Consider the following 20,230-nt stretch of genomic DNA (forward strand, 5'->3'; position numbering starts at 1 on the left):
TCCCCGGATTGAAAGTCAGCCGCACTCTACCCGCATCCGCGTGTCGATAAAGAGGCAATTCGGCCCTGTTCGCCCGCCAATCCAGGGTAACGACCATTGTTGCGCAACCGCTCGCGGTCGCGATATCCTTTTTGGAACGCACCTGCCTCAAGCGGCCATGCCCGGCCGCGATCATCTGAACCAAATCGTCAAACGCGGAGCATTCCCGATGTCAGGCAAGAACTGGGACAGGGTGCCGATCGATGCGCAGAGCATCGATGCCCCGCTGTCGCTCGCCTCGGTCTTCCTCGTCGTCACGGTCGGCAGCGATCAAGTGGCCCTCTCGAAGGTGGCCTTCGTGCTCGGCGGGCTTGACGACCTCGTCAAGAATGTCGGCTTCCGCGACCTGTCCGGCCGATTGTCGTGCATCGCCGGCATTGGCGCTGGCCTCTGGGCGCGTCTTTCCCCGGACTGGCAACCGCGCGAGCTGAAAGCCTTTGCGCCGGTCAAGGGGCCGGTCCATTCGGCGCCGTCGACGCCTGGCGACCTCCTCTTCCACATCCGTGCCGAACGCTCCGATATGTGCTTTGAGTTCGAGCGCATCCTGTTGGACAGCTTGGGCAGCAGCGTCACCGTCGTCGACGAGGTTACCGGCTTTCGCTATTTCGACGCGCGCGACTTGCTCGGTTTCGTCGACGGCACGGCCAACCCGACCGGCCTCGATTTGCCCGCTTCGGCCCTTGTCGGCGACGAGGATGCCGGCTTTGCCGGCGGCAGCTATGTCGTCGTCCAGAAATACCTGCACGATCTCGACGCCTGGGCGGAAACGCCGACGCACCTCCAGGAAGAGATCATCGGCCGCACCAAGATCGACAACATCGAGATCGATGACGACGACAAGCCGCGCAAGTCGCACAAGTCGCTGGCCACGATCGAGGACGACGCCGGCAACGAATACGACATTCTGCGCGACAACATGCCTTTCGGCCGGCCGGGGCAGAAGGAATTCGGAACCTACTTCATCGGCTACACCCGCTATCTGTGGGTGATCGAGAAGATGCTGCAGCGCATGTATGTCGGCGAGCCGCCCGGCGCTTACGACCGGCTGCTCGATTTCTCGACGCCGCACACCGGCACGACCTTCTTCGCGCCCACCCGACCTACGCTGCAGAAGCTCGCCGAGGGAGCGCAGGAGTAGCTCGCGGCAACTTCATCGTCCCGCCGCCGGCAAAATCTTGCCCGGGTTCATGATGTTCAGCGGATCGAGCGCCTGCTTGATGGTGCGCATGACATCGACACCGTGGCCGAGTTCATGGCGCAGGAAGCCCACCTTGCCCTGGCCGATGCCATGCTCGCCGGTACAGGTGCCTTCCATGGCGATCGCGCGCATGTTGAGCCTGGCGACGAATTTTTCCGCAAGCGCGATCTCTTGCGGGTTGTCGACATCCATCAGCACCAGCACATGGAAATTGCCGTCGCCGGCATGGCCGACGATCGGCGCGATCAGACACATCTCGGCGATGTCGGCCTCGGTCTCGGTGACGCATTCGGCGAGCCGCGAGATCGGCACGCAGACATCGGTGGACAGGCCCTTGGCGCCGGGACGCAGTGTCAGCGACGACCAGTAGGCGTCATGCCGCGCCTTCCAGAGCTTTGTCCGCTCTTCGGCAACGCTGGTCCATAGGAACGGCCCGCCGCCCTGCTCCTCGGCGATCATGCCAAAGGTCTCCGCCTGTTCGGCGACGCCGGCATCGCTGCCGTGGAATTCGACGAACAGGCACGGGCTCTCCGGATAGTCGAGCTTCGAATAGGTCTTCATCGCCCGCATCTGCAGCGCGTTGACCAGTTCGATGCGCGCCACCGGAATGCCCATCTGGATGGTCGCGATCACCGTGTTGCAGGCCGCCTCCAGGCTGGGGAACGGGCAGACGCCGCCGGAAATCGCCTGCGGAATGCCCTGCAGGCGGAGCGTCAGCGACGTGATGATGCCGAGCGTGCCTTCCGAGCCGACCAGCAGCCGGGTCAGGTCGTAGCCGGCCGAGCTTTTCTTCGCCCGCTTGCCGGTCGTCACCGCCTCGCCGTCGGCCATCACCGCGGTCAGCGACAGCACGTTCTCGCGCATGGTGCCGTAGCGCACGGCATTGGTGCCGGAGGCGCGCGTCGCCGCCATGCCGCCGAGCGAGGCATTAGCGCCGGGATCGATCGGGAAGAACAGGCCGGTATCGCGCAAATGCCGGTTGAGGTCCTCGCGCGTCACGCCTGGCTCGACCGTGCAGTCGAGATCCTGCGGATTGACCGAGAGAATGCGGTTCATCCGCGAGGTGTCGATCGAGATGCCGCCGCCCGGCGCATTGGTATGGCCCTCGAGCGAGGAGCCGACGCCGAAGGCGATGACCGGCACGCGGTGCGCCGCGCAGGCGCGCACAATCTCCTGCACCTCCGGGGTGGTTTCTGCGAAGACGACGCCGTCCGGTGCCTGGGTCGGGATATAGGTGGTGGTATGCGCATGCTGGCCGCGGATCGCCGCGCCGGTCTGGAAACGTTCGCCGAACTGTTGCTTGAGGATGCCGAGCACGGCGGCGATGCCTTCCTCGTTGCGCTCGACGGGATTGAGGTCGCTCAAAGCCATGAATTCCTCCGCGAATGGACCAGCGGCCACTCTTGCTATGCAGCTATGGATGATGCCTAAAGCAATTCCAGGAAAAGTGTGAAGCGGTTTTCCGTCCGGAATTGCGCCAGAACAAAGAGAACCTCACCAGCCACGCCCTGTCCAGCGACGATCAAGGAAAACCAGATGCCAATGCCTGCGCCGATCATTTCCAAGCCGATGGCGATCGAGAAGGACTGGATCGACTATAACGGCCATCTCAACATGGCCTATTACAACGTGCTGTTCGATCGCTGCTCGGACGAGGCTTTCGAAATGATGGGCATGGGGCCGGACTATGCCAAGGAGCGCCGCCTCACCATCTACACGGCCGAGGTCCATGTCTGCTACGTGCAGGAGCTTCACCTTGACCACAAGGTGAACGTCTCGTTCCAGCTCATCGACCATGACGAAAAGCGGCTCAGAGTCTACCAGGAGATTCGCCACGTCGACGGCTGGCTGGCCGCAACATCCGAATCGCTGTCGCTGCATGTCGACATGGCCGGGCCGAAGGTCGCTCCTTTCCCGGCCGATGTGATGGCACAGGTTGAAGCCATGCGCGCTGCCCACGCCGCGCTGCCGACGCCGGAGCGTGCCGGCCGGTCGATCGGCATCAAACGCAAGAGCGCTTGAAAAGCCCGGCACCCGCGTTAACCTTACCAAGGTTTTAACGTGAACAAGTCACGTCCGTCCGTTGAACGACTCAGTGACGCGTTCGAAAACCGCCGTACCGGGTTACGCGCGGGCGGCAGACGGAATGCGGTGCGAGGCAAGTGCATGAAAACCGACATCAAGGTCGAAGTGGAGCGGTTGGCGGCCGATCCACGCATTACCGACTATGATTTCTGGCGATCGCTGAAGAACGTCAACAACGAGATTTTTCACATCGCCAACAACAACGAGCCTATACCCTTCGACATGATCCGCTGGCGCGCGATTCTCAAGCAGGCGCGCATGAGGCGCGGTCATACTGAGCCCTCAGCGCTCCCTTAAACTGCCAAGCGGCGAGCGCGGCTCGACCGGCGACGACTGGATGATGGCGGTGTTGGTCATCGCATAGGGAATGATCTTGTCAATCACTCGCTCGAGTTCCGTAACCGAGCCGACATGCGCCAGCGCGATGAAGCAATCCTCGCCGGTCACCCGGTCGCATTGCGCGATTTCCGGCAACTCGCGGATGATCCCGGCCACGACGGCGAGTTGCCCGGGCACCGGCCGGATCCGCAGCCATGCCGACAGCTTCATGCCGAGCGCCGCCGGATTGATCCTCACCGTATAGGCCTCGATCACGCCGTTCTCCTGCAGCTTGCGGATACGTTCGGCAACGCTCGGCGCCGACAGCCCGACGGCACGCGCCAGCTCCGCCGTGCTGGTGCGCGCATCCTTTTCCAGGAGCCGCAGGATCTTCAGGTCCGCCGCATCCAGGTCGACATTTTCATTTCGAAGGCGTTTCAAGAGAATTCTCTTTCTTCAGCAAGTGAAAAGCCATCAAGGCCATTCATCGTCCATATTAACTGTGAAATTCGCCTGCGATAATGAGCGCATGAATTCCGAAGCGCAAGTTCGTGCAACAACCCAGGCCTCTGGCGACATCGACGCCGCGCGTCCTGCCCTCGCTGGACTGGCCGATGCGTTGCCGCCGCATGTCTGGTTCTGCGTCAGCGCCATCTTCCACTATCTCGGGCCGGCCTTCGCCGTGCTGCTGTTCGCTCAGGTCGGAGTGCTCGGCATGGCCTGGCTGCGTATCGCCACGGCCGCGCTCGTTTTCGCGCCGCTCACCAAGCCGTGGACGGTCTTCGCGCGCGCCGACCGCTCGGCCCGCCTGCTTCTGCTGGCTTTCGGCGCCTGCCTGGCGGTGATGAACTGCGCCTTCTATCTGGCTCTCGACCGCCTGCCGATCTCGCTGGTGGCAGCGATCGAATTCGTCGGCACGATCGGTGTCGCGCTCGTCGGCCTCAGGAGCCGGCGCAATTTCGCGGCGCTCGCCATCGCCGTCGCCGGCACCATGCTGCTGATCGATATCAAATGGTCCAGCGATCCGGTCGGCCTGTTTTGGGCCTTTCTCAACGGCGCGCTGTTTGTCGGCTACATCGTGCTGGGCCACCGCATCGCCCAGACCGGAATAGGCATTGCCAGCCTCGGCACAGCCATGCCCATCGCCTTCCTCGTCGTATTGCCTATCGGCTTCAGCGAGGCGTTACCGGCCTTTTCGGCCCCGCAACTGCTGATCGCCGCCATCGGCGTCGGCATCTGCTCCTCGGTGATCCCCTATATCTGCGACCAGCTCGCCATGGCGCGGCTGCCGCGCGCGAGCTTCGCCTTGATGCTCTCGCTGCTGCCGCTCACCGCGACGCTGATCGGCGTCGTCGTATTGCGGCAGGTTCCGAGCCTCACCGATTGCCTCGGCATCGCGCTGGTTGTGGCGGGCGTCGCCATGCACAAGCCCGCGGCCGATGCCTAAGTCGCTCGGTCACACCAGCTTCTCTTTCAGAAACGCGATCGTCCTTCCCCACGCCAGATCGGCCGCCTTCTTGTCGTAGCGCGCAGCCGAGGTGTCGTTGTTGAAGGCGTGGTTGACGCCGTCATAGACATAGACGGTGTACTCGACAAGCGCGGCATCGAGCGCCTTCTTGTAGGCATCGATCCTCGACAAGCGCGGCATCGAGCGCCTTCTTGTAGGCATCGATGCCGGCGTCGATCCGTTCGTCCAGCCCGGCATAATGCAACAGCAGCGCCGCCTTGATCTTTGGCACATCCTCGGCTTTTGGCTGCATGCCGTAGTAGGCGACGCCGGCGCTGAGGTCCGGCGCATTGACGGCGAGCGTGTTCACCGTGCCGCCGCCCCAGCAGAAGCCGACCGCGCCGACCTTGCCGTTGCCATCCTTGTAGCCCTTGAGGTAGGCGACCGTCGCCACGCCGTCGGCCGCGACCTGCTTGGAGTCGAGCTTGGTGAACATGTCGCGCGCCTTGTCCTCATCGGACGGCGTGCCGCCGAGCGGCGACAGGAAGTCCGGTGCCAGCACGACAAAACCTTCCAGGGCCAAGCGCCGCGAGACATCGCGGATATGCAGGTTGAGCCCCCGGTTCTCATGGACGACGATGACAGTCCCCGGCTTGCCTGACCGGTTCGCCGGCTTGACCAGATAGCCCTTCATCTCGCCGCTACTGCCGGGATAGGTAATGTCCTCGCCCTTCACACGCGGATCGTCCTCGGCGACGATCGCCGCCTTGGCCGAATTCGCCACCAGCATCGGCGCGATTGCCGCGGCCGCGGCGCCCGATCCGGTGAGCCGGGTCAGTCGCTCCATGAAGCGCCGTCGGTCGAGCGTCAGATGCGTGTATTCGTCATAGGCATCGATCATCGCCTGGGTGATGACGGGATTTGCGACAGGTTCGGTCATGGCTCTCCTCGACGGCTGGATTGGGACGGCTGGATTGGTTGTTGCGCAAGATAGGGGAGAGAGTTGCACGGTCCAGTCACGGACAGGTGACGCGCCACGAAACCGTATAGCCGTCGCGAATCTGTCCGCCGCGGCGATGATGAGCCAGGTAGGCTCATCACATTTTGGTCATTTCCGAAAGCGTTGATGGTGCTTTCACACTGGGACGGGAAGCTGCGGATGCGGCCTCACCGATCCGAACGACAAAAAGGGGAATGCCATGAACGTCCAGGACATCATCGACACCGTTTCCTCGAAGGCCGGACTTGATCAGGCGACTACCGAAAAGGTCGTCGGCACCATCTTCTCCGTGCTCGAGCATGAAGCGGAAAGCACCAGCATTTCGTCGTTCTTCGACCAGATCCCCGGCGCCGGTGCGCTGGCCCAAAAATACGATGTGATGGCCGCCGGCGCCGCGCCCGGTTCAGGCGGCGGCTTGCTGTCGTCGCTGCAGGGAGCGCTTGGCGGCGTACTCGGCGAAAAGGCCGGCGCGCTGATCAACGGCGTCGCGGTGCTGAAAGAGTCGGGCCTCGATATGGCGCAGATCCGTCAGGCCGGCGAGACCCTGATCAAGCAGGCCGAAGCAGCCGCCGGCCCGGATCTCACCAACCAGGTGCTCGGCCAGGTGCCCAGCCTGAGGAGCCATCTCAGCCTCTGAAGTTCGGACACCCTCGTCTATTTCGGCAACGTGTAGGCCATCACATAATCGCCCGGCTTGGTGCCGACCGAGCCGTGGCCGCCGGCGACGATGACCACGAACTGGCGGCCGTCGGCGACCGTGTAGGTCATCGGCGTCGACTGCCCGCCCGCCGGCAGCCTTGCCTGCCAGAGCTGCCTGCCGGTGGTAAGGTCGTAGGCGCGCAGATAATCGTCGACCGCGGCGCCCAGGAAGGCAACGCCGCCGGCGGTCATCATCGGCCCGCCGATGCCCGGCACGCCGACCTTGAACGGCAGGGGCAGCGGCGTCATGTCGTAGACGGTGCCGTTGCGATGCTTGTAGGCGATCTGGCCGGTCCTGAGGTCGACGCCGGCGACATAGCCCCAGGGCGGCGCCTGGCAAGGAATGCCGAGCGGCGACAGGAACGGGCCCATCACCACCGCGTAAGGCGCGCCTTCGTTGCGGTTGAGCCCCTGCTCGCTGCCTTTCGTATCGGTGCCTGGCGGCGGCACGTCCGCGCGCGGAATGAGCTTCGACGTGAAGGCGAGGTAGGTCGGCATGCCGAACATCACCTGCCGCACCGGGTCGACCGCGACGCCGCCCCAGTTGAAGACGCCGAAATTGCCGGGATAGATCAGCGAGCCCTGCAGCGAGGGCGGCGTGTAGCGCCCCTCGTAGCGCAATTTCCTGAGCGCGATCCGGCATGCCAGCTGGTCGAACATGGTGATGCCCCACATGTCGGCGCCCGTCAGCGGCTTGGGATTGAACGAAAGCCCCGATTCCGGTTGTGTCGGCGATGCATGGTCGCCTTCGATCGCGCCGCCCGGCGCCGGCATTTCCTTCACAGGAATGATCGGCTCGCCGGTGCGCCGGTCGAGGACATAGAGGTCGCCCTGCTTGGTCGGCCCGACCAGCGCCGGCACGACCGCGCCGTTGGCCGAGGTGATGTCGATGAGCGTCGGCTGCGCCGGCACGTCCATGTCCCACAGGTCGTGATGCACAAGCTGCCGAACCCAGCGCATTTTTCCGGTGTTGAGGTCGAGCGCGGTGATCGAGGAGGAGAATTTTTCGACATTGGCGCTGCGGCCCATGCCGAGCTGGTCGGGCGTCTGGTTGCCGAGCGGCAGGTAGAGCAGGCCGAGCTTCTCGTCGGCGCTCGCCGTCGACCACATGTTGGGCGAGTTGTTCGTGTATTTTTGCCCGGCCGGCAGCGGCGTCGTCTGATCCGGATTGCCCGAATCCCAGTTCCACAGCAGTGCTCCGGTGCCGGCGTCATAAGCGCGGATGACGCCGGACGGCTCGTCGGTCGAATAATTGTCGTTGACCGCGCCACCGACGATGATCTTGCCGGCGACGATCAGCGGGGCCGAGGTCGAATAATAGTAGCCCGACTTCGGATAAGGCATGTTGGCCATGAGGTTCAGCGTCCCGCCTTCGGCGAAGGACGGACACACTTGTCCGTTCGCCGCGTCGAGCGCGATCAGCCTGGCATCGGAGGTCGGCAGGTAGACACGCGCGGCGCAGGGCTGTCCGGCCGCGACCTTTGCATTGGCGTAATAGGACACGCCGCGGCAGGTCTGGTGCTGGCGGTTGGGATCGAGCTTGATCTTCGGATCGTAGCGCCATTTCTCCTTGCCGGTCGCGGCGTCGATGGCGATGGCGAAATTATGCGGCGTGCAGATGAACAGCGCATCGCCCACTTTCAGCGGCGTCACCTGATAGGTCGTCTCGCCGATGTCGTCGGGACCTTTCACGTCGCCGGTGCGGTAGGTCCAGGCCGGCTGCAGCTTGGCGACATTGTCCGGCGTGATCTGGCCGAGCGGCGAATAGCGCTGGCCGAACGGCGTGCGGCCGTAGAAGTGCCATTCGCCTGGGGGCACGTCACCGCCGAGGTTGGCCGTCGGCGTCACCTTGTCGGTGTCGAGCGTGCCGCCGATGTCTTTTGGATCGGCAGTCATCGAGTAGCCGGCCACCGCAAGCGAGGCGAGCACCGCCAGGATCAGCGGCGCGCGTCCGTCTGGGCCGGTAAATCCCTTTCTTGCCCATGGCGTCAGCAACCACAGCGCGACAAGGACGATGATGCCGCCGCGCGGACCGAGCTGCCACCAGTCGAAGCCGGTCTCCCACACCGCCCAGCACAACGTGCCGAGCACGAACACCGCATAGAGCCAGAGCCCTGTCGATCGGCGGCGGAGAACGAGCCAGGCGGTGACCAGGAAAGCGAGACCGGCAATTGCGTAGTACCAGCTGCCGCCCAGCATCACGAGCCAGATGCCGCCACCGCCAAGCGCCAGACCGATGAGGAGGAGGACAAGGGAGGTGATGGTGACAGCCAAGATGATACTCCTTCGACTGTTGCGCGCTTGCGGCGCCTCTCAGGAAACGGCGTGCCGCCCCTGTCCTGCCGGCACCTTTCCCTCACCGGCAGCGCCTGTCAAGCAAGCGGGGCAGCGCAAAAATGGAACAAAACGTAGACGCTTCTGGCCTTTCGCTGCCGAATCACTACATTCGGGGGCGATGTCCGGCTTTTCGGAAGACATGCCCTTCTTCGACGAACCGAATGCGCGGCCCGCGGCCCCGTCCGGCATTGCCGCGCGCGCTATGGCCGCACGCAGCGCGCAGACCCGCGCGCCCGACTACCTCAACGGCCTCAATCCGGAGCAGCGCCTAGCCGTTGAAACAACGGAGGGTCCGGTGCTGGTGCTGGCCGGTGCCGGCACCGGCAAGACGCGGGTCTTGACCACGCGCATCGCCCACATCCTTGCCACCGGCAGGGCCTTCCCCTCGCAGATTCTCGCCGTCACTTTCACCAACAAAGCCGCGCGCGAGATGAAGCAGCGCATCGGCCTGCTGATCGGCGAAGGCAATGTCGAGGGCATGCCCTGGCTCGGCACCTTCCACTCGATCGGCGTCAAGCTCCTGCGCCGTCACGCCGAGCTTGCCGGGCTGAAATCCGATTTCACCATCCTCGACACCGACGACGTGGTGCGGCTGATCAAGCAGCTGATCCAGGCCGAGGGGCTGGACGACAAGCGCTGGCCGGCCAAGCAGTTCGCCCAGATGATCGACAACTGGAAGAACAAGGGCCTCGGGCCCGAAGGCGACGCGCGCAGCTTCGGTAACGGCAAGGGCCGCCAGCTCTACAAGGCCTATCAGGAACGGCTGCAGATGCTGAATTCCTGCGACTTCGGCGATCTGCTCTATCACCCGATCCGCATCTTCCGCGCCTATCCGGACGTGCTGAAGGACTATCACCGCAAGTTCAAATACATCCTGGTCGACGAGTATCAGGACACCAACACCGCGCAGTACATGTGGCTGCGACTGCTGGCGCAGCGGCCGCAATCCTCCTCCCCCCTTGAGGGGGAGGTGTTCGCGAAGCGGACGGAGGGGGTCGCCGCAGAAGGCACCACCAAAGCGTCGAGCACTGCCGCTAGGACCCCACCCGACCGGGCTTCGCCCGGCCACCCTCCCCTCAAGAGGGAGGGAAATCCGCGCACGTCGCCCGTAAACATCTGCTGCGTCGGCGATGACGACCAGTCGATCTACGGCTGGCGCGGCGCCGAGGTCGACAACATCCTGCGCTTCGACAAGGATTTCCCGGGCGCCACCATCATCCGGCTGGAGCGCAACTACCGCTCAACCGCGCATATTCTCGGCGCCGCCTCGCATCTTATCGCCCACAACGAGGGGCGCTTCGGCAAGACGCTGTTCACCGACCGCGACGATCCCGAGGACGACAAGGTGCATGTCCATGCCGCCTGGGACTCGGAGGAAGAGGCGCGTGCCATCGGCGACGCGATCGAGGCCTATCAGCGGCAGAAGCACAATCTCAACGACATGGCGATCCTGGTGCGCGCGTCCTTCCAGATGCGCGCCTTCGAAGATCGCTTCATCACGCTCGGCCTCAACTACCGCGTCATCGGCGGTCCGCGTTTCTACGAGCGGCTGGAAATCCGCGATGCGCTGGCCTTCTTCCGCGTCGTTGCCAACAGCGGCGACGACCTCGCCTTCGAACGCATCGTCAACGTGCCGAAGCGCGGGCTGGGCGAAGCCACCATCCGCCAGATCCACGACACGGCGCGGACATTGCGCATCCCGATGCTGGAGGCCGCCGCGACGCTGGCCGAAAGCGACGAGCTGAAGCCGAAGCCGCGCGCGGCGCTGCGCGAGGTCGCGGCCAATTTCGAGCGCTGGCAGAAGGCGCTGGAAACCACGCCCCACACCGAGCTTGCCGAGACCATCCTCGAGGAGAGCGGCTACACCGACATGTGGAAGAACGACCGTTCGGCGGAAGCGCCCGGGCGGTTGGAAAACCTCAAGGAATTGATCCGCTCCATGGAGGAGTACGAGTCGCTGCGTGGCTTCCTCGAGCATGTGGCGCTGGTCATGGAGGCTGAGCAGGGCGAGTCGCAAGATGCGGTGAGCATCATGACGCTGCATTCGGCTAAGGGCCTCGAGTTCGAGACCGTGTTCCTACCCGGCTGGGAGGAAGGCCTGTTCCCGCATCAGCGCGCGCTGGACGAAGGCGGCCGCTCGGGCCTCGAGGAAGAGCGTCGCCTTGCCTATGTCGGCCTGACGCGGGCGAAAAAAAACCTGCACATCTGGTTCGTTTCCAACCGCCAGATCCACGGCCTGTGGCAGTCGACGATCCCGTCGCGCTTCGTCAATGAATTGCCGGAAACCCATGTCGATGTCGCCGACGGCGGCAATTCCTATGGCGGCTACGGCAATCCTTACGGCGGCGGCTCATTCGCCTCGAGCCGCGGCGGCCGGCGGCAGAACCCCTACGGCGCCTCGCGCTTCGACAATATCGGCGCCGAGAAATCCGGCAGCTTCTCCAACACCTATGCGACGCCCGGCTGGCAGCGCGCACAAGCAAACCGTACCGAGGCGACCGACCGCAACTGGGGCACCCGCTCCGGCCATCAGGTCGAGCGCATCGGCTATGGCGAGACCGACTCCGGCTATGGCGCCGGCCGCACTTCCGTGAAGGGCCGCACCATCGAGGGCCAGCTGGTCGCCAAGTCCGTCGCCGACACGCCATCCGCCTTCATCGTCGGCGACCGCGTGTTCCACCAGAAATTCGGCAACGGCAACATTGCCGCGATCGACGGCAACAAGCTCACCATCGATTTCGACAAGGCCGGCCAGAAACGCGTGCTGGACGGCTTCGTCACCGGGGTTTGAGCAATCCTTTCACCGATAGCGTGCCTGGTTCCATTTGTGGCCGAGCAGCGACAGGATGATGATCAGCCCGTTGAAGAACTGCACATAGAATCCGCTCAGGCCCGCCGCCACCACGCCGGTCTGGATGAACGAGACGGTGACCGCGCCGATCGCGCCGCCGACCACCGTGCCGATGCCGCCCCAGGTCGGCGTGCCGCCGACGAACACCGATGCCAGCACCGGCAGAAGGTAGCCGTCGCCGGCCGTCGGCCACCAGGTGAAGTTGATCATCACCGAGAAGGTGCCGGCGATCGCAGCCCCGATGCCGACGAAGACGAACACTTTCACCCGCACGCGCTTGACGTCGATGCCCATCTGCTTGGCGCTGTCCGGATTGTCGCCGACCACCTTCACCTGCGCGCCGAAGCGATGGCGGTTGTAGAGCAGCGCCGAAAACACGACGAAGGCGATCGCCCAGAAGATCTGCACCGGGATGCCCCAGATCTGGCTGGAGAAGATCGCATAGGCTGAGCTGTCGGCGAGGCCGGTGAGGGCCGTCGACTTGCCTTCGTTGATGATCTGGATCAGGCCGCGCAACAGGAAGTTCATGCCGAGCGTGGCAATCAGCGACGACAGCCCGCCATAGACCACCAGCGACCCGACCAGGAAGCCGAGCAGCGTGCCGGTGACGAGCGCCGCGAGAATGCCGAGGAACGGATCGTAGCCGGCCTGCACGACCAGCGCGAAGACCCAGGAGGCGAAGCCCATGGTCGCTGGAAACGACAAATCGATCTCGCCGCAGGTGACGACGAAGACCAGCGGCACGACGACGAACAGCGCCACGGGCAGCGTGGTGAGCACGGAGCTATAGAGATACCAGGTGGTGAAGACGGTCGGGTTGGCGATCATGAAGACCGCCATCATGACGATGAACACAGCAAGCGTGCCGAGGGCCGCGCGGTTGTCGAGTACGAAGCCGCGCAGCCAGTTGTCGGACGGATGCGCCCATTCTTTTCCGCTGGCCTGGCCACGCGGATTGCCGAGAGGAGTCTGCAGATCGGGTTCCATGGCCTTGCTCATCGCGCTCTCTGCTCCGCTTCCCCGGCTCCGTGCAGCCCCGGCAAGCCGCCAGGGTGTGCGACGTCTTCCATGAAGTTGATGAGGTCTTCGGCCGACTTGACCTCGCTGCGGTCGGCGGCGAGCGCCACCTTGCCGCGATCGAGCACCACGAAACGGTCGGCGATGTCGAAGACATGGTGGATGTTGTGGCCGATGAACAGGATCGAGCGGCCGCTCGCCCGCACCTGGCGCACGAAATGGAAGACCTTGGCGGTCTCGGTCAGCGACAGCGCCGTCGTCGGCTCGTCGAGGATGATCAGCTCCGCCTGCTTGTAGATGGCGCGCGCGATCGCCACGCCCTGGCGCTCGCCGCCCGAAAGCTGGCCGACGATCGACTGCGGGGTGAACACTTTCGAGGTGAAGCCGATCTCGCGCATCAGCCGACTCGCTTCCTCGATCTCCTTGCCGACCTTGAGCCAGCCGAGAAAGCCGGTCAGCTCGCGGCCCATGAAGATGTTGCGCACGATCGTCTGCTGGACAGCGAGCGCTCGGTCCTGGAACACCGTCTCGATGCCGGCGTCGCGCGAGCGGGCGGCACTCCATCCGGTCACCGGCTTGCCCCGCACGAGGATCTCGCCGCTGGTCGGCTTGACCACGCCGGACAGGATCTTGATCAGCGTCGACTTGCCGGCGCCGTTGTCGCCGATCAGGCCGACCACCTCGCCGCGATCGACGCTGAGATTGACCCCGCCCAGCGCATAGACCTGGCCATAGGACTTCTTGATGTCGCGCAGTTCGATGATGCGTTCGCCCATGCGATCCCCGCTTGAATTGTCTGTCTGCCGGCCGCTTGCCGGCGATCCGGCCGGCCGGGCCTAATCCCGGCCGACCGCCTGGGAGGTCAACGCAGCGCCTGCTTGGCCAGCTCGGCGACGATCTCGTAATTCTGCGGCGTGACGAAGCCGGCGCCGGTATCGACATTCATCGGCGCCAGACCCAGCACCACTTGCTGGCAAAGGCTCAAGATCGGCAGATAGCCCTGCAGGAACGGCTGCTGGTCGGCCGTGAGCTGCACCCAGCCGCCCTTGAAACCCTCGACGATCTGCGGGCTGGTATCGAAGCCGAAATTGAAGATGTCGCCCGGCTTGCGGCCGGCCGCCTGCATATAGGTGGCGACATTGCCGAGCATCTGCCCGCCGGGATAGCCGACCGCCTTGACGTCGGGGTGGTTGAGGAGTGCTGCCGTGATCACCGGAATGGCGAGGTTGGGGTCTGACGCCCATTCGCCGCTCGGCGGCGAGGAAAGCTGGATCACCTCGACGCCCGCCTCCTTCAGCGCCGCCACCGTGCCGCGCTCGCGGGCGCCGCGGTTCTCGTTCTCGAACGGCCCGATCATGATCGCCTTGTCGCCGGCCTTGAGCTTGGCGAGCTTGAACGCCTCGGCGCCGAGCGCCCGGCCCTGCTGCTCCTGCTGCGCGCCGACATAGCCACCGCCGAACGCCACCACCACCTTCGGCACCGGTACGTTCTGATACATCATCTTGATGCCGTCCTTATGCGCCTGCTCGGCCAGCGGCATGATCGCGGCATCGCCCGGATGGCCCATCATGGCGATGCCCTGGGGCTTGACCGCGACCGCCTCGCGCAATTGCTGCACCATCTTCTCGACATCCCACTGGGAGAAGATGTAGTCGACTTTCGGCCCGAGATCGGCCGCCGCCTGCTTGGCGCCATTGTAGACGATGGTGCCGAAGGCGTCGCCCTCGGCGCCGCCGACGAAGAAGCGGATGTGGACGTCCTTGCACCATTGGGCATCAAGCGCCTGCGCCGGCAAGGTGAAGATCGAGGCGCAGAGCGCCGCAGCAGCCGCCACGACGGTCGAGCGCAGAACAGTCCTTCTGGTCGTGATGCTCATGCACGTTCCTCCCTTTTTGATCCCTCGCGAAGAGGGTTTTCGAATTGATCGGCTTGGTGCCGCAGTCCTCGGTCGGCCGGCTCCTCTCGCCAGCCAGGTCCTCACACCGGATTTGGCAGGTAGCTGGCGCCTCCCCTACATTGCTTCAGATATTCCAGCGCCCGCGCCTGGCCGGTGATCTCGAGGTCGCCGCGATAGACCGGGTCGTGCCAGCCTTCGATGTCGATGGCACCCTTGTAGCCCGCCAACCGCAACTCGCTGATCATCCGCGTCCAGTCGCTGTCTCCGAAGCCGGGCGTGCGCATCTGCACGAATGGCAGGCGGCCGAACACGCCGTGCTCGCGGATCACGTCCCAGCGCACCGTCGCGTCCTTGCCGTGGACGTGGAAGATGCGCGGCGCCCATTTGCGGATCTGCGGGATCGGGTCGATCAGGTAGACGAGCTGGTGGCACGGTTCCCATTCGAGGCCGAGATTGTCGTTTGGCAATTCGTTGAACATCAACTCCCAGGCGTCGGGATTATGGGCGATGTTCCAGTCGCCGCTCGCCCAGTTGCCGTCCATGGCGCAGTTCTCGAAGGCGATGCGCACACCCTTGTCGGCGGCGCGCTTGGTCAGCGGCCCCCAGACTTCGCGGAAGCGTGGCAGGCTGTCGGTCAGCGGCTTGCCGCGGATGCGGCCGGTGAAGCCGCTGACCGTGGAAGCGCCGAACAGATGCGCATTGTCGATGACGGTCTCCCAGGCCGCAAGCACGCCGCGATCGATCTCGCCGCTCTCCAGCGGATTGCCGAACACACCGATCGACGACACCGTCACGTCGGCATCGCCTATCGCCTCGCGGATTTCGCCCGCCAGGCGCTTTAGGTCCTTGCCGCCCAGCGTCTGCCAGAAGAAGGGCTGGATGCTCTCGAAGCCGAGCGGCAGGATCTTTCTGATATAGGCGGCCGGGTCGTCGAGATTGGCCCGCACCATGGTGCCGATCCTGATGTCGAGAAGCGGGTTCGGCATCATTGCGTTTCCTGTGCGATTGCCACGCGGCGGCCGGTCTCGGCGCTTTCGATCGCGCCGAAGACCATGGCCAGGCTCTTGATGTTGTCGCTGCCGCGCGTTTCCGGTTCGGTTCCGGTTTCGATCGCGTGCAGGAAATCGGTGATGATGCCGAGATGGCCATCGACGCGGTCGGCCGGGTCCAGCGGCGGCACCTCCATCGGGCCCGTCTTGTCCAGCAGCCCTTCACGCTCCGGCAGCACCACCTCGGCTTTCAGCCCGTCATGGCCGTCCCAGAGCAGGCTGCCGCGCTCGGCGACGATGCGCCAGCTGCCTTCCCAGCTGCTGCGGAAGCCGGCAGCGCACCAACTGCCCGCATAGGTGAAGACCTTGCCGCCGCCGAAATCGAAGACGGCGCTGGCCGACGATCCTTGCCGGTACCAGGAATTGGCCGGCTCCCATTCCTGGCAATAGACGTTGGCCGGCTCGCCGGCGACCATGTAGCGGGCGGCGTCGAAGGTGTGGATCGCCATGTCGAGTAGCAGCACATGCGCCATCTCCTCGCGAAAACCGCCGAAATGCGGCGCGACAAAGAAGTCGGCGTGGATGCTGGTCGGCTTGCCGATGGCGCCGGAATCGAGAAACCGCCGTATGCGCCTGACATTGGCGACATAGCGTCGGTTTTGAACGACGGCGTGAACGCGTCCGGCCCGGCGCGCTGCCTCGATGATGGCGCGAGCATTTTCCGGACTGTCGGCCAGCGGCTTTTCAGTCAAGAGGTGGCAGTTATGGGCGAAGGCGGAAAAGGCGACTTCGCGCCGGGCGGCGGGAACCACCACGTCAAACACGGCGTCGGGCTTTGTCTGGTCGAGAACACCGTCAACGCTGGTGCCGATAACAGCATTAGTGAGGTCGTATTCACGCGCCCTCGCCTGCGCGCGTTCGGCGTCGAGATCGACAAGGCCGACAATCGCCAACCCGTCCATCTGCCTTGCGGCATCGAGCCAGGCCCTGCTCATGGCTCCGCACCCGACAAGGACGACATCCATCATACAGCGCTCCTCCCGATCAGCCCCCTCCCGGCCGACCGCCACGGCATTCACGACATCGCCGTAAACGTTTTTCCGTAAACGTTTACGACAACACACCCGAAGGCGTAGAATGTCAATTGCCCGTTTGCAAAAAAACGCCGTCGACCGCCTTGGCCTCGGCGGCCGCCGATGCTAGCGAAGACAGTGGGAGAACCGTCCTTGGCGTCCAGTATTCACGATCTTGCGCGTCATCTGAACATTTCGATCGGCACCGTGTCGCGCGCGCTGAACGGCCGCGCCGACGTCAATGCCGACACGCGCCAGCGCGTGCTCGAGGCGGCCAAGAAGCTGAACTACGCACCGAACCAGTCCGGCCGCAGCCTGAGACAAGGTGCCACCCATTCGATCGCCTTCATGCTGCAGCCGCATCCGGGCGATCAGCAATATGGCGAGCCCTTCTTCATTCCGTTCCTCACCGGCCTGCAGGCGCGGCTCGCCGAGAGCGGCCTCGACCTGATCGTAGTGATGGGCGCGCCGGGCGACTACCAGCAGGAGCGCCTGCGCCGTGTCGTCGAGACGCGCCGCGCCGATGCGGTGGTGCTGGCGTGGACGCGGCGCGAGGATGAGCGCATCGAGTATCTCGCCGAGAGGGGCTTCCCCTTCGCCACACTCGGCCGCAGCCGTTCCGGCGGCAAATCCTACCCTTCCCTCGATCTCGATTTCGAGAAGGCGGGCAGCGACGCCGTCGACCGGCTGGTCTCACGCGGCCACCGCCGCATCGCCGCCATCCGCCCGTCGCTCGATCTCAATTTCGGCCACCTGTTCATGACCGGTTATCGCAAGGCCTTGCGGCGGCACGGCATCGAGGTCGACCCCGGCCTGATCGCGGAGGGCTTCATCAACGAGGCCGGCGGCTACCAGGTGACGCCACGCGTGATGCTTTCCAAGGACAGGCCGACGGCCATCATCTTCAACAATGACGCCATGGCTCTCGGCGGCTGCAAGGCGCTGGCCGAAATGGGCATCAGCCCCGGCCACGACATCGCGGTTATCGTCATCGTCGACACCCCCCTCTGCCGTTATTTCTCGCCGGCGCTGACCGGCTTCCGCCCCGCGCTGGAGCCGCTGGGACGTAGGCTCGCCGAGATGCTGCTCGCATCCCTGCCAGCTTTCGCCGGCCCCGAAGGCACGCGGATCATGCGCGAGGTCTGGCCACTGGAGTTGATCGCGCGCGATAGCGATTGATGATGGTGGAAGCGGGAGCCGCCGTAGATTGCTGTTCAGGCCATGTTGGCTGCGTCCGAGTGGACTTCAATCCGCTTTCTTCTCGCCTGCCTCGCCGCGTTTGACGATGTCGCCTAACGTGAACAGGATCTCCTTCAGCTCCGCGCGCCAGTCCTCCTTCTGACGCAGCAGGAATTCATGCCGAAATGCTTGAACTCCTCGCCTTGCGCATTCTTCATGATAGCGCGGGCCTGGACGTCCTTTTCCACCGACATGCGCTGTTCGTACCAGCTGATCGCCTCCGCCTCCTCGATCAGCGAGGTGATCATGCGGGCAAAGGTCCGCACCTTTTGCGACAGCTCTTCCGGCGGCTCATGATACCGGTCGAAACCCATTTCTTGTCCCCTTCCTGTCCCCTGACCTGACCGGTCAATGAGAAGCGGCATCAGGGCTCGGCTCCAACGGAATAAGACGGACATGGTTCCGGCCGCACGACGGACGCCAACGCTGTCACGCAAGTATCATGTTTGCGCCCTAGACCGCTAGGCGGAGAGGTGCTGGCGACGCCCGCTCCGCTTTGTCATAAGGGGATCTCCATGAAACATCTGAACCGAACTGTTTCGCTCGGCGTTGCGCTCGCTCTGTTCGCCGCCATGACTCCGGCGCTCGCCGACGGCGTCGCCTATGTCAACAAAGGGTTTGTCGGCGTCGGCCGCATTCCGGCCAGCCAGAAAGACAAGTTCGGCGAGACCTTCGGCTCGGGCTCGGGCATGGCGATTGACACGAAGTCCTGGGCGCGGGACGGCGCCGCCTACAAGGGCTCGCTCTGGCTGCTGCCCGATCGCGGCTACAATGTCGTCGGCACCACCGATTACCGGCCGCGCCTGAACACCATATCGATCGAACTAACCCCAACCGCTCCCGGCGCCGCCCCTGCCGCGGGCCAGGAGCAATCGGGCGTCAAGGCGATGCTCGCCGACACCATGCTCTTGACCGACGATAAGGGCGCCGACACCACCAGCCTCGACCCGCTCAACGGCGTGCGGCCCGCCGCCGGCGACATGCCGATTCTGCCGCAGGCCGACAACGGCAAGCTGGCGCTGGACGACGAGGCGATTGTGCGGCTGCCCGACGGCACCATGTTCATCTCCGACGAGTATGGCCCCAACCTCTATCGCTTCTCGGCCGACGGCCGTCTGATGTCGGCCACCCAGCCGCCGGCGGCCCTGGTGCCGATGCGCCACGGCAAGCCGAACTTCGCCTCGGACAATCCCGGACCTGGCGCGGCCGAGCCCGATCCGAAGGATCCCGAGAGCGGGCGCCAGAACAACCAGGGCCTCGAAGGCATGTCGATGACGCCGGACGGCAAGTTCCTGATCGCCGTGCTGCAGTCGGCGCCCCGTCAGGACGGCGGCGATTCCGGCGCGACGCGCCAGAACACCCGGGCGCTGGTCTATAACGCTTCCGACCTCGCCCACCTCAAGCTGGCGCATGAGTATGTCGTGCCGCTGCCGGTGTTCAAGGACGCCAAGGGGAAGACCAAGGTGGCCGCGCAGAGCGAGATCGTAGCGCTCTCGGACAAGAGCTTCCTGATGCTGGCGCGTGACAGCGGCAACGGCCAGGGCCTGAAGGGCGACGAGTCGCTCTACCGGAAGATCAACATTGTCGACCTGACCGGCGCCACCGACATTGCCAACGGTCCCTTCGACGCCGCCGACAAGCCGGTTGCGCCGAAGGGCGTGCTCGATCCCTCGGTGACTCTGGCCAAGCTGACGTCGTTCATCGACATTAACGACAAGGGCGAGCTCGGCCGCTTTGGCCTGCACAATGGCGCGCCGAACGACAAGAACAACCTCTCGGAGAAGTGGGAGGCGATGTCGCTGGCGAGCGTGCTCGATCCGAAGCTGCCCGACGACTATTTCCTGTTCGTCGCCAACGACAACGATTTTCTCACCCAGGACGGTTTCCAGGTCGGCGCCCCGTACAAGGCCGAGGACGGCGCCGATGTCGACACCACCTTCCTCGTCTATCAGGTCACCCTGCCCGGCCTCGCTGGAAACAGCCTCGTCCAGAACTAGGGTCAGGACTCATTGATCCAGAAGATGAAGGCTGCAGCGAAGGC

The 20,230-nt window shown here is 64.5% G+C and carries 16 protein-coding genes and 2 pseudogenes; 8 read left to right on the forward strand and 10 right to left on the reverse strand.

Annotated elements, in window-relative coordinates:
- Positions 1 to 208: 208 nt before the first annotated feature.
- The gene (locus AU465_RS07830) at positions 209 to 1,177 is read left to right on the forward strand and encodes a Dyp-type peroxidase (RefSeq protein WP_192245567.1); all 969 of its coding nucleotides are present in this window, start codon (positions 209 to 211) and stop codon (positions 1,175 to 1,177) included.
- Between the two features lie 12 nt (positions 1,178 to 1,189).
- Here the strand turns inward: AU465_RS07830 and AU465_RS07835 are convergent, their stop codons facing one another.
- Complete coding sequence (locus AU465_RS07835; protein ID WP_192245569.1) at positions 1,190 to 2,608, reverse strand: FAD-binding oxidoreductase; 1,419 nt, start codon at positions 2,606 to 2,608, stop codon at positions 1,190 to 1,192.
- 165 nt (positions 2,609 to 2,773) lie between these two features.
- On the opposite strand from AU465_RS07835, the gene AU465_RS07840 reads away from it, so the two are divergent.
- Together AU465_RS07840 and AU465_RS07845 are read left to right on the forward strand one after the other, a co-directional pair.
- On the forward strand, positions 2,774 to 3,259 hold the full coding sequence (locus tag AU465_RS07840) for a thioesterase family protein (protein WP_192245571.1): 486 nt from the start codon (positions 2,774 to 2,776) through the stop codon (positions 3,257 to 3,259).
- Positions 3,260 to 3,403: 144 nt separating this feature from the next.
- Positions 3,404 to 3,619, forward strand: a complete 216-nt coding sequence (locus AU465_RS07845; protein WP_066990849.1) for a hypothetical protein — start codon at positions 3,404 to 3,406, stop codon at positions 3,617 to 3,619.
- On the opposite strand, the gene AU465_RS07850 is transcribed toward AU465_RS07845, so the two are convergent.
- On the reverse strand, positions 3,605 to 4,081 hold the full coding sequence (locus AU465_RS07850; RefSeq protein ID WP_192245574.1) for an Lrp/AsnC family transcriptional regulator: 477 nt from the start codon (positions 4,079 to 4,081) through the stop codon (positions 3,605 to 3,607). The genes AU465_RS07845 and AU465_RS07850 overlap by 15 nt on opposite strands.
- A gap of 88 nt (positions 4,082 to 4,169) precedes the next feature.
- Here AU465_RS07850 and AU465_RS07855 point away from each other — a divergent pair, with 88 nt between their 5' ends.
- Positions 4,170 to 5,087, forward strand: coding sequence for an EamA family transporter (locus AU465_RS07855; RefSeq protein ID WP_192245576.1), 918 nt, complete (start codon positions 4,170 to 4,172; stop codon positions 5,085 to 5,087).
- A gap of 9 nt (positions 5,088 to 5,096) precedes the next feature.
- Here the strand turns inward: AU465_RS07855 and AU465_RS07860 are convergent.
- A pseudogene (locus tag AU465_RS07860) lies at positions 5,097 to 6,027 on the reverse strand (dienelactone hydrolase family protein).
- Between the two features lie 259 nt (positions 6,028 to 6,286).
- Here AU465_RS07860 and AU465_RS07865 point away from each other — a divergent pair.
- On the forward strand, positions 6,287 to 6,724 hold the full coding sequence (locus AU465_RS07865; protein ID WP_192245578.1) for a hypothetical protein: 438 nt from the start codon (positions 6,287 to 6,289) through the stop codon (positions 6,722 to 6,724).
- A gap of 17 nt (positions 6,725 to 6,741) precedes the next feature.
- Here AU465_RS07865 and AU465_RS07870 read toward each other — a convergent pair whose 3' ends face one another.
- Complete coding sequence (locus AU465_RS07870; protein WP_192245580.1) at positions 6,742 to 9,060, reverse strand: glucose/quinate/shikimate family membrane-bound PQQ-dependent dehydrogenase; 2,319 nt, start codon at positions 9,058 to 9,060, stop codon at positions 6,742 to 6,744.
- Between the two features lie 181 nt (positions 9,061 to 9,241).
- On the opposite strand from AU465_RS07870, the gene AU465_RS07875 reads away from it, so the two are divergent.
- On the forward strand, positions 9,242 to 11,914 hold the full coding sequence (locus AU465_RS07875; RefSeq protein ID WP_192245583.1) for an ATP-dependent helicase: 2,673 nt from the start codon (positions 9,242 to 9,244) through the stop codon (positions 11,912 to 11,914).
- A gap of 9 nt (positions 11,915 to 11,923) precedes the next feature.
- On the opposite strand, the gene AU465_RS07880 is transcribed toward AU465_RS07875, so the two are convergent.
- The 5 genes from AU465_RS07880 to AU465_RS07900 form a co-directional block, all read right to left on the reverse strand.
- Complete coding sequence (locus tag AU465_RS07880) at positions 11,924 to 12,973, reverse strand: ABC transporter permease (protein ID WP_192245585.1); 1,050 nt, start codon at positions 12,971 to 12,973, stop codon at positions 11,924 to 11,926.
- Positions 12,970 to 13,767, reverse strand: a complete 798-nt coding sequence (locus AU465_RS07885) for an ATP-binding cassette domain-containing protein (protein WP_192245587.1) — start codon at positions 13,765 to 13,767, stop codon at positions 12,970 to 12,972. Before AU465_RS07885 ends, AU465_RS07880 begins: the two co-directional genes overlap by 4 nt.
- Positions 13,768 to 13,853: 86 nt before the next feature.
- Complete coding sequence (locus AU465_RS07890) at positions 13,854 to 14,867, reverse strand: substrate-binding domain-containing protein (protein WP_192245589.1); 1,014 nt, start codon at positions 14,865 to 14,867, stop codon at positions 13,854 to 13,856.
- Between the two features lie 101 nt (positions 14,868 to 14,968).
- On the reverse strand, positions 14,969 to 15,877 hold the full coding sequence (locus tag AU465_RS07895; RefSeq protein ID WP_192245591.1) for a sugar phosphate isomerase/epimerase family protein: 909 nt from the start codon (positions 15,875 to 15,877) through the stop codon (positions 14,969 to 14,971).
- On the reverse strand, positions 15,874 to 16,905 hold the full coding sequence (locus AU465_RS07900; RefSeq protein ID WP_192245593.1) for a Gfo/Idh/MocA family protein: 1,032 nt from the start codon (positions 16,903 to 16,905) through the stop codon (positions 15,874 to 15,876). Before AU465_RS07900 ends, AU465_RS07895 begins: the two co-directional genes overlap by 4 nt.
- 198 nt (positions 16,906 to 17,103) lie before the next feature.
- Between AU465_RS07900 and AU465_RS07905 the strand changes: the two genes are divergently transcribed.
- A complete protein-coding gene (locus AU465_RS07905; protein ID WP_192245595.1) occupies positions 17,104 to 18,129 on the forward strand; it encodes a LacI family DNA-binding transcriptional regulator in 1,026 nt (341 codons plus the stop codon).
- A gap of 66 nt (positions 18,130 to 18,195) precedes the next feature.
- On the opposite strand, the pseudogene AU465_RS07910 reads toward AU465_RS07905, so the two are convergent.
- A pseudogene (locus tag AU465_RS07910) lies at positions 18,196 to 18,503 on the reverse strand (ferritin family protein).
- A gap of 258 nt (positions 18,504 to 18,761) precedes the next feature.
- On the opposite strand from AU465_RS07910, the gene AU465_RS07915 reads away from it, so the two are divergent.
- A complete protein-coding gene (locus tag AU465_RS07915; RefSeq protein WP_246505915.1) occupies positions 18,762 to 20,186 on the forward strand; it encodes an esterase-like activity of phytase family protein in 1,425 nt (474 codons plus the stop codon).
- The last annotated feature ends 44 nt before the right edge of the window (positions 20,187 to 20,230 follow it).

This window comes from Mesorhizobium silamurunense (assembly GCF_014843905.1).
GTDB lineage: Bacteria > Pseudomonadota > Alphaproteobacteria > Rhizobiales > Rhizobiaceae > Mesorhizobium > Mesorhizobium silamurunense.

Excerpts from the sequence above, each read along its gene's own strand:
- AU465_RS07885 (WP_192245587.1), bottom strand. The coding sequence starts at position 13,767 with ATGGGCGAACGCATCATCGAACTGCGCGACATCAAGAAGTCCTATGGC.
- AU465_RS07840 (WP_192245571.1), top strand. The coding sequence starts at position 2,774 with ATGCCAATGCCTGCGCCGATCATTTCCAAGCCGATGGCGATCGAGAAG.
- AU465_RS07865 (WP_192245578.1), top strand. The coding sequence starts at position 6,287 with ATGAACGTCCAGGACATCATCGACACCGTTTCCTCGAAGGCCGGACTT.
- AU465_RS07875 (WP_192245583.1), top strand. The coding sequence starts at position 9,242 with ATGTCCGGCTTTTCGGAAGACATGCCCTTCTTCGACGAACCGAATGCG.
- AU465_RS07915 (WP_246505915.1), top strand. The coding sequence starts at position 18,762 with ATGACTCCGGCGCTCGCCGACGGCGTCGCCTATGTCAACAAAGGGTTT.
- AU465_RS07855 (WP_192245576.1), top strand. The coding sequence starts at position 4,170 with ATGAATTCCGAAGCGCAAGTTCGTGCAACAACCCAGGCCTCTGGCGAC.
- AU465_RS07835 (WP_192245569.1), bottom strand. The coding sequence starts at position 2,608 with ATGGCTTTGAGCGACCTCAATCCCGTCGAGCGCAACGAGGAAGGCATC.
- AU465_RS07890 (WP_192245589.1), bottom strand. The coding sequence starts at position 14,867 with ATGAGCATCACGACCAGAAGGACTGTTCTGCGCTCGACCGTCGTGGCG.
- AU465_RS07895 (WP_192245591.1), bottom strand. The coding sequence starts at position 15,877 with ATGATGCCGAACCCGCTTCTCGACATCAGGATCGGCACCATGGTGCGG.
- AU465_RS07830 (WP_192245567.1), top strand. The coding sequence starts at position 209 with ATGTCAGGCAAGAACTGGGACAGGGTGCCGATCGATGCGCAGAGCATC.
- AU465_RS07845 (WP_066990849.1), top strand. The coding sequence starts at position 3,404 with ATGAAAACCGACATCAAGGTCGAAGTGGAGCGGTTGGCGGCCGATCCA.
- AU465_RS07900 (WP_192245593.1), bottom strand. The coding sequence starts at position 16,905 with ATGATGGATGTCGTCCTTGTCGGGTGCGGAGCCATGAGCAGGGCCTGG.
- AU465_RS07880 (WP_192245585.1), bottom strand. The coding sequence starts at position 12,973 with ATGAGCAAGGCCATGGAACCCGATCTGCAGACTCCTCTCGGCAATCCG.